The sequence below is a fragment of the Amycolatopsis rifamycinica genome, from assembly GCF_000695625.1.
Lineage (GTDB): Bacteria > Actinomycetota > Actinomycetes > Mycobacteriales > Pseudonocardiaceae > Amycolatopsis > Amycolatopsis rifamycinica.
Genome location: NZ_JMQI01000055.1, coordinates 16,139 through 29,243, shown reverse-complemented (window position 1 = coordinate 29,243; position 13,105 = coordinate 16,139). Strand labels below are relative to the sequence as shown.

Below are 13,105 nucleotides of genomic sequence, written 5' to 3'. Positions count from 1 at the left end.
CCAGCATGCAGCCCAGGGGTGACCGTGACCGCTGACGGCAACCGGGTCCGGCCACAGGACCTCCTGCGCGTGACGGCCCACCACTCCGGCGGCGCGGTCGTGCTGGCGGTGGCGGGCGAAATCGACCTGCTCAGCGCACCCGTCCTCGGCGAAGCGGTCACCACCGCCCTCGCCGACGCGCCGGAGCTGCTGGTGGTCGACCTGTCCGAAGTGTCCTTCCTCGCCTCGATCGGCATCACGGTGCTGCTGGAGGCGCGCCGCGAGGCCGGCGCCGGCACCCGGGTCCGCGTCGTCGCCCCCGAGGCAAGCGTCGTCAACCGGACCCTCAGCCTGACCGGCCTGCACGAGGCGCTGGCCGTCGCCACCACCCGGGAAGACGCACTCGCCGGCTGATCACCGGCGGCCGAACCGGGCCGCGACGGCGTGGAAGACCTCCTTCGGCTCCCACGCGAGCCCCGGGTACGCCTTGCCGTCCCGGCCCTTCAGAACCTTGACCAGGCCGTAACTGGCCAGGTCGAGATCGCGCCGCGGCTCCGGATCCGACGGGCATTCGTAACCGGCGAAGGTGAACCAGAACGCGCCGTGCACGCCTTCGGTCTCGAAGACGTCCATCAGCTCGGTGAAGTAGGCCGCTTGACCGGCCTCGTCGCGGTCGTAGGCGCCGTTCAGCACCCGGGGGTCGGCTTCGAAGTCGACGATCATCCAGCCGGTCCCGCCCGCGTCGGCGGCGCCCCGGTGGGTGCAGCAGCCGAACTCCGTGATGACCAGCGGCTTCCCCTGGCTTGAAAGGTCGCGTACGCGCTGGGCGAAGCCACCCGCGTTGTCCGCCGAGCGGTAGAGATTGACGGCGGCGAAGTCGAACTCCGCCCAGTCGATCTCCTCCCAGTCCCCGGCGGCGTAGGTGATCTTGCCGCCGAAGTGCCGCCGCGCGACGCCGGCGACGTCACGCAGCATCGTGCCGAAGTCCCACTGGTGGGTGAACCCGGCCCAGGCCGCGGGATCCGCCGCGTTGCGCACGCGTTCCAGCAGAGCGGCGCCGGGCACGAAGCCGACGCAGAACAGCGACATCTCGCAGCCGAGCACGAGCACGGTCTCCGGGTCCCGCGCCCGGATCTCCTCGGCCCGCCGGGCGCAGTCCGCCAAGTAGGGCAGCAGCTGCGGCGGCGTGAGGTCCATCGGGAACGGCGAAAACCACACACGCAGCCCGGCGTCGATCGCGGCGTGCGCGGCCACCACGAGCCGATCGGGATCGTCGCCGCTGATCCGGACCGCGTCGCAGTGCAGGTCCGTCGCGATGATGGCCAGTTCCCGCCGGACGACCGCGGGGTCGAACTCCCGGCGCGACCGGTCCCCCACCGCGCCGCCGAAGCCGGTGTCGTAGTTGATCCCCCTGAGCTGCACGGCCCCTCCCGGAATGTACGTCGTACACTCCAATGTACGACGTACACTCCGCGCATGCCACCGCTGATCTGGCACCACCCGGAGCCGCCGGGCCGGAAGAACGCGCTGACCCGCGCGGCCGTCGTGCGCGCGGCCATCGAAGTCGCCGACACCGGCGGCGTCGCCGCGCTGACCATGCGGACGGTGGCCGACGCGCTGGGGGTGGCCACGCCGATGTCGCTGTACCGGTACGTCCTGAACAAGGACGGCCTGGTCGACCTGATGCTCGACGAGGTCTCGGCCGAGGTCTCGGTGCCGGCGGCGCCGAGCGGCGACTGGCGCGCCGACCTGCGGGGGCTCGCCACCAGCCTGTGGGCGATGATCGGCCGCCACCGCTGGTACGCCGAACTCGTGGACGGCCGGCCCCCGTTCGGCCCCCGCACCCTGCGCCGAGCGGCCTTCCTGCTGACGGTGCTCGACGGCGCGGGTCTCCGGCCGGCCGTGGCGTACGCGTCGCTGCTGGACAACTACGTCACGGGAACGGCGATGAGCGTCACCCGCGAACTGGCGATGCTCGAGCGGTTCGGCATCGCCTCGACGGAGGACCTGCAGGCGCACGCGGCCGAGATGGCGGACGACTCGCTCGCCGGCTGGCTCGCGGACATGCCGGACCTGACCGCGGACGCCCGTTTCGAACTGGGCCTCGACTGCCTGCTCGACGGCTTCGCCCAGCGTCGGACCTGAGGGAACCACCGTCCCACCGCCCAGGTACGCCACCCGGCCCTCCCGGTACGCGACAATGGGCGCTCAGTCCACGTTCCGGCCGGGTCGGTGGCAGGATGTCCCGGTGAGCATGCGCACCAGGAACAACGTGACCGTCACCGGCCGGGAAGACGGCCCCGCTCTCCTGCTCGCGCACGGCTTCGGCTGTGACCAGAACCTGTGGCGCCTCGTCGTCCCGGAGCTCGAGCGGCGGTACCGGGTGGTGCTGTTCGACCACACCGGCGCCGGGCATTCGGACCTGTCCGCCTGGACGCCCGAGCGCTACGGCAGCCTCGACGGCTACGCCGACGACGTCCTGGCCATCTGCCGCGAGCTGGACCTGCGGGACGTCGTGCTGGTGGGCCACTCGGTCAGCGCGATGATCGCCGTGCTGGCCGCCAACCTCGAGCCGGACCGGTTCGCGAAGCTGGTGCTGCTCACGCCGTCGCCGTGCTACCTCGACGACGGGGACTACCGCGGCGGGTTCAGCCGCGCCGACATCGACGAGCTGCTCGACTCGCTCGAGTCGAACTACCTGGGCTGGTCGGCGACGATGGCGCCGGTGATCATGGGCAACCCGGACCGCCCGGAGCTCGGCGAGGAGCTGACGAACAGCTTCTGCCGCACCGATCCCGCCATCGCGCGCGTCTTCGCCAGGGTGACGTTCCTCTCCGACAACCGGGCCGACCTGGCCAAGGTCACCGTGCCCACGCTGATCCTCGAGTGCGCGAACGACGCCATCGCGCCGCCCGAGGTGGGGCGGTTCACCCACGAGCAAATCCCCGGCAGCACCCTCGTGACGCTGGACGCGACCGGGCACTGCCCCCAGCTCAGCGCACCGGAGGCGACGGCCGCCGCGATCACGGCGTTCGTGAGCGGGCCATGATGTGCGAGGGCCACCCCGGTCCGGGTGGTCGGGAAAGTGCCGCTCCGGAATTTTCGGCCATGTTGGAGGACAGCGCGGAAGACCTCTACGAACACGCACCCTGCGGCTACCTGTCGACGTTGCTGGACGGCACGATCGCGAAGATCAACGCGACGCTGCTGGGCTGGCTCGGCTACGCGCGCGAAGACGTCGTCGGCCGGCGCCGGTTCGCCGACCTGCTCACCGTCGGCGGCCGCATCTACCACGAGACGCACTTCGCGCCGCTCCTGCGCATGCAGGGCGAGCTCGGCGGCGTCGCCTTCGAGCTGAAGACCGCGGACGGCAGCCGGCTGCCGGTGCTGGTGACCTCGACGGTCAAGACCGGCACCGACGGGCAGCCGCAGCTGATCCGCACCACGATCTTCGACGCGCGCGACCGGCGGGCCTACGAGCGGGAACTGCTGCGGGCGCGCGAAGAAGCCGAGCGCGAACGCGACCGCGTGCAACGGCTCGCGCGGACGCTGCAGCAGACCCTGCTGCCGCCCGCGCTGGCCGAGGTCCCCGGCGTGGAGGTCGCGGCCTACTACCACCCGGCGTCGGCCGACGAGGTCGGCGGCGACTTCTACGACCTGTTCCCGCTGACCGGCGACACGTGGGGTTTCTTCCTCGGCGACGTCTCCGGGAAGGGCGCCGCCGCGGCCGTGGTGACGTCGCTGGCGCGCTACACGCTGCGCGCCGCCGCCGTGCACGACCCGGACCCGGCGACCGTGCTGGACCGGCTGAACACCGTGCTGCACCACGAGTACCGCGGCTCGGATCCGCGCTACTGCACCGTCGTCCTGGGCCGCATCCGCCCCGAGGCCGGCGGCGCGGCGGTCACCCTGGCCACCGGCGGCCACCCGCCGGCGCTGCTGATCCGCGCCGACGGCACGTCCGAGTTCCTGCCCGTCCCGGGTGGTCAGCTGGTGGGTGCGCTGCCCCAGGCGCGTTTCGCCGCCGCGGACGTCGTCCTGGGACCGGGTGACACGCTGCTGCTCTACTCCGACGGCCTGACCGAAGCCCGCGCGCACGGTCGCGTCCGCTACAGCGAAGAGGAGCTGCAGGAGTACCTGACCGGCCTGGCGCCGACGACGGCACCGGCGGTGATCACGGCGGTGACCGGCCTGCTCGCCGGCTTCGGCGACGGCGTCGAGGACGACACGGCCCTGCTGGCACTGAGCATCCCGCGTCCCGGAGGCGATCGACCGTGACCGGCACCCCGTTCTCCGTCACCACCCGCACCACGGGGGCCGGCGCGGTGGTGACCGTCCTGGGCGAGCTCGACGTGGCGACCGCGCCGCGGCTGCGCGCCGGCATCGAGGCCCTCACCCTGGCGGCCGGCCAGCGGCTGGTGGTGGACCTGGCCGGGGTGACGTTCTGCGACTCCAGCGGGATTTCCGCGCTGATCGCGGCGCGCAACGTCGCCGAGGCCGCCGGGGCCGGGGTCGCGCTGGCGGCCGTCCCCGGCCGGCTGAGCCGGACGTTCGGGCTGATCGGCCTCGGGGACTTCTTCCCGACCTACCCGAGCGCCGAAGCCGCCCTCAGAGGCTGACGATCCCGAAGGCGAGCAGGGCGGCCACCTTCAGCACCTCGAGGCCGATGTAGCCGAGGTGCGCGTGACTGCGCGGCCCGGTTTCCCCGGCCAGCACGCGATCCGAGCGGCGCGTCAGCGCCGGGCGGACGGCGACCAGCTGGACGAGCAGCACGAGGACCACGGCGGCGCCGAGGACCACCGCGGTCGTGGTCCGCGGGCCGGCCACGAGACAAGCGGCCAGCGCCAGGGCGAACAGCACCTCGACCCGGTTCAGCGCGGCGAACACGACCCGGCCGATGCCCAGCCCCAGCGGCAGCGTGACGCCGGGGGCGCGGAACTTCAGCGGTGCCTCCAGGAACGAGATCGCCAGCACCATTCCCAGCCAGGTGAACGTGATCGCGGCGGCGACCGGCACAGTGCCTCCTCGCGGAAAGTTCGCTACCCCCCGACCCTAACGCGGGTGGCGCGCGAGCTGAGCACGCTGCTCGGCCGGGAGTGGGGCCTCGACGTCGGCGAGGGGCCGCTGCGCGACGCCGCCGGTGGCCGGGCCCGGTTCCGCCAGTTCCGCCAGCACGGCCCGGATCGCCGGGCTCGCCTCCGCGCTCCGCCGCCACACCGCGTGGACCTCCCGGCTCGGCGGCCGCCGCAGGGGCCGGGCGATCAGGTTCTCCCCCAGCGGCGGGCGGGCGAGGCGCGGGACCAGCGCCACCACCTGCCCGGCAGCCACCAGCGCCAGCTGCGTCGCGAAGTCGTCGACCAGGTGGCGCACGTCGGGCTCGGCCCCGGCCTCGGCGAACAGCCGCCGGAACCACTGGTGGCACACGGTTCCGGGCGGGCTGGTGACCCACGCGTGCCCGGCGAGCGCGGCCCCGGCGAGGGGCGCGTCGAGCCGGGCCAGCGGGTGCGTGCGGCTCACCACCACGTCGCCGACGTCGGTGTGCACCCACCGCCGCGTCAGCGAGGGCGGCAGCGGGGCGGGCAGCAGCCCGTCGGCGTCGTGGACCAGCGCGAAGTCCGCCGTCCCCGCGCCGACGCTGTGCAGGGCCTCGTCCGGGTCCTGCTCGGTGAGCTCCACGCGCAGGTCGGGGCACCGCGCCGCCAGCCGGGGCAGGACGGGCGCGAACAGGCCGCGGATGGCGGTCGAGAAGGCCGCCACCCGCAGGGTGCCGCGCGGTGCGCCGTCCGACACGGACTGGGCGGCTTCGGCGCAGCGCTCCAGCGCGTGGAACACCTCGGGCGCCGAGTCCACGATCGCCTGTCCGGCCGGGGTCAGCACCACCCCGCGGCCGGCGGGCGCGAGCACCGGCACCCCGACCTGCCGTTCCAGCCGTTTGATCTGCTGCGACACCGCCGACGCGGTGAACCCGAGTTCGTCGGCCGCCCGCGCCAGCGTCCCCAGGGCCGCCACCGCGCGCAACGCCCGCAGCGCGCCCACCTCGATCATGAAGCCAGACTACGCAATACCGGCAAAAAAGCATCGCTGGACCACACCAGTCCCCCCGGGCAAGGTCGGGGCATGACCGAATTCGGCACCAACCTCGTCGCGATGGTGACCCCCATGCAGCCCGGCGGCGCGCTCGACGAACCCGGCCTCGCCCGGCTCGTCGAGCACCTCCTGGACACGGGGTGCGACGGCCTCGTCGTCGGCGGGACCACCGGGGAGTCCCCCACCCTGTCCGAGGCCGAAGCCGCGGACCTGATCCGGACGGTGGTGGTCCAGGTGCGGCACCGGGCGCGCGTGATCGCCGGCGTCGGCACCTGCGACACGGCCACGAGCATCCGCCGCGCCCGCGAAGCCGAGGCGGCGGGCGCGGACGCGTTGCTGCTGGTCTGCCCGTACTACTCCCGGCCGACGCAGGACGGCGTGCTCGCCCACTGCCTGGCCGTGGCGGACGCCACCGAACTGCCGGTGATGCTCTACGACGTCCCCGCCCGCACGGGTGTCGCGATGACACCGTCCACCCTGATCGAGCTGGCCCGCCACCCGCGGATCCGGGCGGTCAAGGACGCGAAGGGCGACCTGTCCGAGGCGATGACGGTGATGAGCCGGACGTCGCTGGCGTACTACTGCGGCATCGACGAGCTCAACCTGCCGTACCTGGCCTGCGGCGCGGCGGGCCTGGTCAGCGTCGTGGCCAACGTGGCCGCCGGGCGCACGGCCGGGCTGATCCACGCCGTCCGCGACGGCGACCTGGCCGGGGCGCGGGCGATCAACGACGGACTGATCCCGTTGACGGAGGCGCTCATGCGCTCCGGCACGGGGGCGGCGAACGCCAAGGCCGCGCTGGCCGAACTGGGGGTCATCCCGCACGCGAGCGTGCGGCTTCCGCTGGTCGAAGCGATCAGGGCAACCGGTACACCGACACGTGCGAGCTCGACTCCGTCGTGAACTCCCCGCCGGTCCAGTCGGCGTGGCGGGACTCCAGCCCGAACCCGGCCAGGCGGCCCATCAGGTCCAGCTCGGCCGGCCAGATGTAGCGCTGCGGGCAGCGGCTCACCCGCGCCTGCCGCCCCGCGCCGAAGGTGAAGTGGTGGGACACCAGGTGCTGGCGCACCGGGTCGTAGGTGTCGACCCCCACGTACCCGTCTTCGGCGTGGAAGACCAGGGCGTCCTGGCCCGGCGGGAGCCGCCGCAGCTCGGGGACGCCCAGCTCGATGACGAACCGGCCGCCCGGGTCCAGGTGGCGGGCGGCGTTGCGGAAGCACGCCACCTGCTCGTCTTGGGTCAGCAGGTTCGAGATCGTGTTGTACACCAGGTAGACCAGCGAAAACCGGCCCTCCGCCCGTGCTGTCGCCATGTCCCCGGCGACCACCGGGATCGCGGCCCGCTGCCGCAGCTTGGCCAGCATCGGCTCGGACAGCTCGATGCCGGTGACGGGCACCCCGCGCTCGGCGAGCGGGACGGCGATGCGGCCCGTGCCGATGGCGAACTCCAGCGCCCGCCCGCCGTCCGCCAGCGCGGCCAGGCGCTCCACGGCGGGTCCGACCACCTCGGGGGCGAACACGCCGCGGCCCGGGGTGTCGTAGCGCTCGGCGGTCTCGGCGTCCCAGATCTCGTCCTGTCGCACTCCTCCACCCTCGCCCGAGGCCGGGGAAACTGTCCACCATTTAGAACTTGCCCGAATTCGGGCAAGAATTTGGGGTTCGCCGTACGAGAGGGCATGATGGCCCGCGTGGAGGACACCGACATCGTCGAGCGTGTGGCCGCGTCCACCGGGCTGCCGCCCCGGGTCGCCGCCCGGGTCGTCGACGACGTCCTGGCCTTCTACCGGACTCCCACCGAGGACTACGTGCGCCGCCGGCACGCCGAGCTGCAGGCCCAGGGCCGGAAGAACCCCGAGATCTTCCCCCTGATCGCCGCCGAGCTCCGCGGCAGGCTGGTGGCCGCACCGATCCTCTCCGAGCGGCAGCTGCGCCGCATCGTCTACGGCTAGGAAGAGGGACTCCCCATGTGCGGGATCGTCGGCTACATCGGCGGCCAGAACGCCGCCCCCATCCTGCTCGAGGGCCTGACCCGGCTCGAGTACCGCGGTTACGACTCGGCGGGTATCGCCGTCCTCGGCGCCAAGGGCGGCGCCCAGGTCCACCGGGTCGTCGGCCGGGTGCGGAACCTCGCCGCGGCACTGCCCAAGCGGCTCGCCGGGAAGGCGGGCATCGGGCACACGCGCTGGGCCACGCACGGGCCCGCGTCGGAGGCCAACGCCCACCCGCACACCTCCGAGGACGGCCGGATCTGCGTCGTCCACAACGGCATCATCGACAACGCCGACACGCTGCGCGCCCAGCTCGCCGACGCCGGGGTCACCCTCACCTCCGAGACCGACACCGAGGTCCTCGCCCACCTCATCGCCCGCTCGGGCGCCGAAACCCTCGAAGACGCCGTCGTGGCGGCGGTCTCCCGGGTCACCGGCACGTACGCGATCGCCGTCACCGACAGCGCGCACCCGGACCGGCTGGTCATCGCGCGCAACGGCTCCCCGCTGATCATCGGCGTCGGCGAGCGCGAGATGTTCGTGGCCAGCGACCTGGCCGCGCTCGTGCGGCACACCTCACAGGTCGCGCACCTCGACGACGGCGAGTTCGCGACGGTCTTCGCCACCGGCTACCGCACCTTCACCGTCGACGAGAGCGACACCACCAAGCCGGCCACCGAGATCGACATCGACGCCGAAGACCTCGACCTGGGCGGCCACCCGCACTACATGGCCAAGGAGATCCAGGAGCAGCCCGAGTCCGTCGAGCGGATCATCCGCGGCCGCCTGGACGACCGGTTCGGCGTCGCCCGCCTCGACGGGCTCAACCTGACACCGCGGGAGCTGCGCGGGTTCGCCCGCGTGAAGATCCTCGGCTGCGGCTCCGCCTACTACGTCGGCCAGATCGGCGCGACGATGATCGAGGAACTGGCGAGGATCCCGGCCGACGCCGAAGCCGCGTCGGAGTTCCGCTACCGCAACCCGATCATCGAGGCCGACACGCTCTACATCGCGGTCAGCCAGTCCGGCGAGACGATCGACACGGCGTTCGCGGTCGAGGAGATCAAGCGCAAGGGCGGCCGGGTCGTCGGCCTGGTCAACGTCGTCGGCTCGACGATCGCCCGCGCCTGCGAAGGCGGCGTCTACCTGCACGCCGGCCCGGAGATCGCGGTCGCCTCGACCAAGGCGCTGACCAACATGGCCGTCGGGTTCGCGCTGATCGCGCTGGCGCTGGGCCGGGTGCGCGACCTGTCCAACGCGGACGGTCAGCGGATCATCGACGCCATCCGCGCGCTGCCGGGCCAGATCAAGTCCATCCTGGACTTCGAACCGGAGATCGCCGAGCACGCGAAGACCGTGGCCGCCGCGAAGAGCCTGTTCTTCGTCGGGCGCGTCCGCGGCTACCCGGTGGCCCGCGAGGGCGCGCAGAAGTTCAAGGAGATCTCCTACCGCCACGCCGAGGCGTACCAGACGTCCGAGCTCAAGCACGGCCCGCTCGCGCTGATCGACGAGGAGCTGCCGACCGTCGCCGTCGTCCCGCGGGACGAGCTGACCGAGCGCAACCTGGCGGCGGTCCAGCAGATCAAGGCCCGCGGCGGCGCGGTACTGGCGGTGACCCACGAAGGCGTCGACTTCGGCGAACTCGGCGTCCCGCGGATCGTGGTGCCCAAGACCGAGCCGGAGCTCGACCCGATCCTGCTGACCATCCCGCTGCAGCTGCTCGCCTACCACGCCGCGCTGACGCTGGGCTACGACATCGACAAGCCGCGCAACCTGGCCAAGTCCGTCACGGTCGAGTGAGCGTTCGGCGCCGCCGGCTACTCGCGCTCGACCTGGCGCAGGCCCGCTCCGGGCGTCCACCACTCGACGACCAGCAGCGTCGCCGCCTCGTTCAGGTGGGTGTGCACGACCTCGGCGACGTCGACGACGAACCGCTCGCCGTCCTCCGTGCGCACCCGCCCGGCGATCTTCGCCTCGCCCGGCCACCGCGCTTCCTCGCCTTCGACCGGGTCGACCGTCGCGCTGTGCAGCGCGAACCGCGGGTCCCGCCGCAGGTCCGCGCCCTTGCGCGCGTTCGGCATCGAGCCGAAGACCAGCTCACCGTCCGCGAAGGCCGTTTCGATGCCCGAGATCCGCGGCGCGCCGTCCGCCCGCAGGGTCGCGATCGTCTTGTGCTTGTGCGCGTCGAACAACGCCCGCACCCGCCGGGCGAACTCCGGTTCCGCCGCTTCGAACTCCCGCCACGCCGTCATGTGCCCATGGTCTCGCACCGCAGCCCGGCGACGAGGATCCCGACCAGCTTGCGCGCGTCGTACCGGAGATCGGTGTCCGCGCCGATGCAGAGGTTCCCGACGCCCCGCATGAGCTCCAGCGGCCGCACCTCGGTCCGGACCTCGCCCGCCGCGATCGCCGCGTCGAGCAGCTCGCCGCACACCGGCCCCAGGCGGTCGAGGAAGTAGGCGTGCAGCGTCTCGAAGCCGGCGTTGTCGGACTGGAGCGCCCCGGCGAGCCCGTGCTTGGTCACCAGGAAGTCCACGAACAGGTCGATCCACCGCGTCAGCGCCGCGAACGGCGATTCGTTCGAAGCCAGCAGTGCCGGCCCCGCTTCCGCGCAGGCGTCCACCTGGTGCCGGAAGACCGCGATGACCAGGTCCGCCCGGGTCGGGAAGTGCCGGTAGATCGTGCCCATCCCGACGCCGGCCTTCGCCGCGATGTCGCGCACCGGCGCGTCCACGCCGGAGGCGACGAAGACGGCGGCCGCCGCGTCCAGCAACGCCTTCTCGTTGCGCCGGGCGTCCGCCCGCTTGGGCTTGCGCTCAGTCACCGACCCTCCCGGGGTTGCTAAGCGGAACCATGTTCCGTATGGTTAGCGGAGCAACGTTCCGCTTGCTCATCCTCTCACGGAGGCACCCCTCATGCAGTACCGCACCTTGGGCCGCACCGGCGTCCAGGTCAGCACCCTCGCGCTGGGCGCGATGAACTTCGGCGCCATCGGCAACACCGGCCAGGACGAGGCCACCGCCATCGTCGACGCCGCGCTCGAAGCGGGGATCAACCTGATCGACACCGCCGACATGTACGGCCAGGGCGAATCGGAGGTGATGGTCGGCAAGGCGATCGCCGGCCGGCGTGACGACATCGTGCTGGCCACGAAGGCGACCATGCCGATGGGCGACGAGCGCAACCACCGCGGTAACTCGCGCCGCTGGCTGGTCACCGCGCTCGACGACAGCCTGCGGCGCCTCGGCGTCGACCACGTCGACCTCTACCAGCTCCACCGGTGGGACCCCACGACGAGCGACGAGGAAGCGCTTTCCGCGCTGACCGACCTCCAGCGCGCGGGCAAGATCCGGTACTTCGGGTCCTCGACGTTCCCCGCCTACCGCATCGTCCAGGCGCAGTGGGCGGCCCGCGAGCACCACCTCGGCCGGTACGTCACCGAGCAGCCCAGTTACTCGATCCTGCAGCGCGGCATCGAAGCCCACGTGCTGCCGGTGACCGAGGAGTACGGCATGGGCGTCCTGGCCTGGAGCCCGCTGGCTTCGGGCTGGCTGTCCGGCGCGGTCCGCGCGGGCCGGGAGATCAGCACCAGCCGCGCGAAGGTCCTGCCGCAGCGCTTCGACCTCGACATCCCCGCCAACCGGGCCCGGCTCGACGCCGTCGAGCAGCTCGCCAAGATCGCCGAGCGGGCCGGGCTGACCCTGATCCAGCTCGCCCTCGGCTTCGTCACCGCGCACCCCGGCGTGACGAGCGCGCTCATCGGCCCGCGAACCCTGGACCACCTGCGGTCGCAGCTTTCCGCCGCCGACACCGTGCTGTCCGCCGACGTCCTCGACGAGATCGACACCGTCGTCGCACCCGGTGTCGACCTGGCGCCGGACGAGAAGTTCGACACCCCGCCGTCGCTGCTGGACCCGTCGCTGCGGCGGCGCCGATGAGCTTCGGCATCATGACCCCGCCGATGCAGGTGGGGTACGACGAGGTCCTGCGGGTCTGGCGGGAAGCCGACACCGTGCCGGAGATCGAGCACGCGTGGCTGTTCGACCACCTGATGCCGATCGCCGGCGACCCGGACGGCCCGATCCTGGAAGGCTGGACGCTGCTCTCGGCGCTGGCGGCCCAGACGTCCCGGCTCCGCATCGGCCTGCTGGTCACCAGCAACCGCTTCCGGCCGCCCGCGATGCTGGCGAAGATCGCCACGACGGTCGACATCGTGTCGGGTGGCCGCCTCGACTTCGGCATCGGCGCGGGCTCCCGCCCGAGCCACCCGCTGGCGCGGCGGGAGTACGACGCGCACGGCCTGCCGTACCACGGCCAGGCGGACGCGGTGGCGGCCCTGGCCGAGGCGTGCACGGTGATCCGTCGCTTGTGGACAGCCGAGGCACCGTTCGACTTCGCGGGCGAGCACGTCTCCTTGACCGGAGCGTACGGAAACCCCCGCCCGGTGCAGCGCCCCCACCCCCCGATCATGATCGGCGGCCGAGCGAACGCAACGCTCCGAGTGGTAGCAGCGCACGCAAACGTGTGGAACATCCCGGGCGGCGGCGACATCGAGGATCTCGCAGCCCGCAGCAGGTTGCTCGACAAGTACTGCGAGGAGATCGGCCGCAACCCGGCGGAGATCACCCGCTCGATCTTCCTACCGGCGGACTACGAGCACTCAGAGGTAACGAGGGCCAAGATAGCGGAGGCAGGGAACGCGGGATTCGGCCACTTCGTACTGGGACTGCCAAACCCATACCCGGAGGGCGTGGCCCACTGGGTGGCGGAGGAACTGATCCGCAAAGCGTAAGACCCGACAACCCACCAGCAAAGGAGCTGGGTGGTCATCCCGTCGCCTGAGGCCGCAAAAATCACTTTGAGCCGGGCCCGCAACCCACAGCGCAAAGCAGGAGAACAGCGCAGGCTTGCGGGCCCGGCTCAAAGTGATAGGCCTCAATCAGGCGACGGGATGACCACCCAGCGGCCCACATCGCAACGAGAGACAGCAGCGGCGAAGGATGGCCATCCCAGAGCCTGCCCGTCCGGCGAGGACAGTTTTGTCTTTTCAGC

16 protein-coding genes are annotated in these 13,105 nt (G+C 72.3%); 10 read left to right on the top strand and 6 right to left on the bottom strand.

Annotated features, from left to right (window positions below):
* Positions 1 to 18: 18 nt before the first annotated feature.
* A complete protein-coding gene (locus DV20_RS25805) occupies positions 19 to 393 on the top strand; it encodes an STAS domain-containing protein (protein WP_043784557.1) in 375 nt (124 codons plus the stop codon).
* On the opposite strand, the gene DV20_RS25800 is transcribed toward DV20_RS25805, so the two are convergent.
* Complete coding sequence (locus DV20_RS25800; protein ID WP_043784555.1) at positions 394 to 1,401, bottom strand: hypothetical protein; 1,008 nt, start codon at positions 1,399 to 1,401, stop codon at positions 394 to 396. It lies immediately after the preceding gene.
* A 54-nt stretch (positions 1,402 to 1,455) separates the two neighbouring features.
* On the opposite strand from DV20_RS25800, the gene DV20_RS25795 reads away from it, so the two are divergent.
* The 4 genes from DV20_RS25795 (at position 1,456) to DV20_RS25780 (ending at position 4,598) form a co-directional block, all read left to right on the top strand.
* Positions 1,456 to 2,124, top strand: coding sequence for a TetR/AcrR family transcriptional regulator (locus tag DV20_RS25795; protein ID WP_043784554.1), 669 nt, complete (start codon positions 1,456 to 1,458; stop codon positions 2,122 to 2,124).
* Positions 2,125 to 2,227: 103 nt separating this feature from the next.
* Complete coding sequence (locus tag DV20_RS25790) at positions 2,228 to 3,028, top strand: alpha/beta fold hydrolase (protein WP_043784552.1); 801 nt, start codon at positions 2,228 to 2,230, stop codon at positions 3,026 to 3,028.
* A gap of 59 nt (positions 3,029 to 3,087) precedes the next feature.
* Positions 3,088 to 4,257, top strand: coding sequence for a SpoIIE family protein phosphatase (locus DV20_RS25785; RefSeq protein WP_043784551.1), 1,170 nt, complete (start codon positions 3,088 to 3,090; stop codon positions 4,255 to 4,257).
* Positions 4,254 to 4,598, top strand: a complete 345-nt coding sequence (locus DV20_RS25780; protein ID WP_043784549.1) for an STAS domain-containing protein — start codon at positions 4,254 to 4,256, stop codon at positions 4,596 to 4,598. The genes DV20_RS25785 and DV20_RS25780 overlap by 4 nt, the downstream gene beginning before the upstream one ends.
* Here the strand turns inward: DV20_RS25780 and DV20_RS25775 are convergent.
* Positions 4,588 to 4,956, bottom strand: coding sequence for a hypothetical protein (locus DV20_RS25775; RefSeq protein ID WP_051736130.1), 369 nt, complete (start codon positions 4,954 to 4,956; stop codon positions 4,588 to 4,590). The genes DV20_RS25780 and DV20_RS25775 overlap by 11 nt on opposite strands.
* Positions 4,957 to 5,031: 75 nt before the next feature.
* Complete coding sequence (locus DV20_RS25770) at positions 5,032 to 6,024, bottom strand: LysR family transcriptional regulator (protein WP_235190955.1); 993 nt, start codon at positions 6,022 to 6,024, stop codon at positions 5,032 to 5,034.
* Positions 6,025 to 6,096: 72 nt separating this feature from the next.
* On the opposite strand from DV20_RS25770, the gene dapA reads away from it, so the two are divergent.
* Entirely contained in the window at positions 6,097 to 6,969 is an 873-nt protein-coding gene (dapA, locus tag DV20_RS25765; RefSeq protein ID WP_043784546.1) for a 4-hydroxy-tetrahydrodipicolinate synthase, read from the top strand.
* Here dapA and DV20_RS25760 read toward each other — a convergent pair.
* Positions 6,923 to 7,648 (bottom strand): class I SAM-dependent DNA methyltransferase, encoded by a 726-nt coding sequence (locus DV20_RS25760; RefSeq protein WP_043784545.1) that lies wholly within the window; start codon positions 7,646 to 7,648, stop codon positions 6,923 to 6,925. The two genes, dapA and DV20_RS25760, sit on opposite strands and share 47 nt — an antisense overlap.
* Positions 7,649 to 7,741: 93 nt before the next feature.
* Here DV20_RS25760 and DV20_RS25755 point away from each other — a divergent pair, with 93 nt between their 5' ends.
* Both DV20_RS25755 and glmS read left to right on the top strand, forming a co-directional pair.
* On the top strand, positions 7,742 to 8,014 hold the full coding sequence (locus tag DV20_RS25755) for a hypothetical protein (protein WP_043784543.1): 273 nt from the start codon (positions 7,742 to 7,744) through the stop codon (positions 8,012 to 8,014).
* A gap of 15 nt (positions 8,015 to 8,029) precedes the next feature.
* On the top strand, positions 8,030 to 9,853 hold the full coding sequence (glmS, locus tag DV20_RS25750; protein ID WP_043784542.1) for a glutamine--fructose-6-phosphate transaminase (isomerizing): 1,824 nt from the start codon (positions 8,030 to 8,032) through the stop codon (positions 9,851 to 9,853).
* Between the two features lie 17 nt (positions 9,854 to 9,870).
* Here glmS and DV20_RS25745 read toward each other — a convergent pair whose 3' ends face one another.
* Positions 9,871 to 10,305 (bottom strand): pyridoxamine 5'-phosphate oxidase family protein, encoded by a 435-nt coding sequence (locus DV20_RS25745; protein ID WP_043784540.1) that lies wholly within the window; start codon positions 10,303 to 10,305, stop codon positions 9,871 to 9,873.
* On the bottom strand, positions 10,302 to 10,877 hold the full coding sequence (locus DV20_RS25740) for a TetR/AcrR family transcriptional regulator (protein ID WP_043784538.1): 576 nt from the start codon (positions 10,875 to 10,877) through the stop codon (positions 10,302 to 10,304). Before DV20_RS25740 ends, DV20_RS25745 begins: the two co-directional genes overlap by 4 nt.
* Before the next feature lie 91 nt (positions 10,878 to 10,968).
* On the opposite strand from DV20_RS25740, the gene DV20_RS25735 reads away from it, so the two are divergent.
* Both DV20_RS25735 and DV20_RS25730 read left to right on the top strand, forming a co-directional pair.
* Entirely contained in the window at positions 10,969 to 11,991 is a 1,023-nt protein-coding gene (locus DV20_RS25735) for an aldo/keto reductase (RefSeq protein WP_043784537.1), read from the top strand.
* Positions 11,988 to 12,845: an LLM class flavin-dependent oxidoreductase gene (locus DV20_RS25730; RefSeq protein WP_043784535.1), complete on the top strand. Its 858-nt coding sequence runs from the start codon at positions 11,988 to 11,990 to the stop codon at positions 12,843 to 12,845. Before DV20_RS25735 ends, DV20_RS25730 begins: the two co-directional genes overlap by 4 nt.
* Positions 12,846 to 13,105: the final 260 nt, after the last annotated feature.

Bases quoted from the DNA above. Each gene is read 5' to 3' on its own strand.
- DV20_RS25755 (WP_043784543.1), top strand. From the start codon at position 7,742: ATGATGGCCCGCGTGGAGGACACCGACATCGTCGAGCGTGTGGCCGCG.
- DV20_RS25775 (WP_051736130.1), bottom strand. From the start codon at position 4,956: ATGGTGCTGGCGATCTCGTTCCTGGAGGCACCGCTGAAGTTCCGCGCC.
- DV20_RS25770 (WP_235190955.1), bottom strand. From the start codon at position 6,024: ATGATCGAGGTGGGCGCGCTGCGGGCGTTGCGCGCGGTGGCGGCCCTG.
- glmS (WP_043784542.1), top strand. From the start codon at position 8,030: ATGTGCGGGATCGTCGGCTACATCGGCGGCCAGAACGCCGCCCCCATC.
- DV20_RS25795 (WP_043784554.1), top strand. From the start codon at position 1,456: ATGCCACCGCTGATCTGGCACCACCCGGAGCCGCCGGGCCGGAAGAAC.
- DV20_RS25745 (WP_043784540.1), bottom strand. From the start codon at position 10,305: ATGACGGCGTGGCGGGAGTTCGAAGCGGCGGAACCGGAGTTCGCCCGG.
- DV20_RS25735 (WP_043784537.1), top strand. From the start codon at position 10,969: ATGCAGTACCGCACCTTGGGCCGCACCGGCGTCCAGGTCAGCACCCTC.
- DV20_RS25785 (WP_043784551.1), top strand. From the start codon at position 3,088: ATGTTGGAGGACAGCGCGGAAGACCTCTACGAACACGCACCCTGCGGC.
- DV20_RS25730 (WP_043784535.1), top strand. From the start codon at position 11,988: ATGAGCTTCGGCATCATGACCCCGCCGATGCAGGTGGGGTACGACGAG.
- dapA (WP_043784546.1), top strand. From the start codon at position 6,097: ATGACCGAATTCGGCACCAACCTCGTCGCGATGGTGACCCCCATGCAG.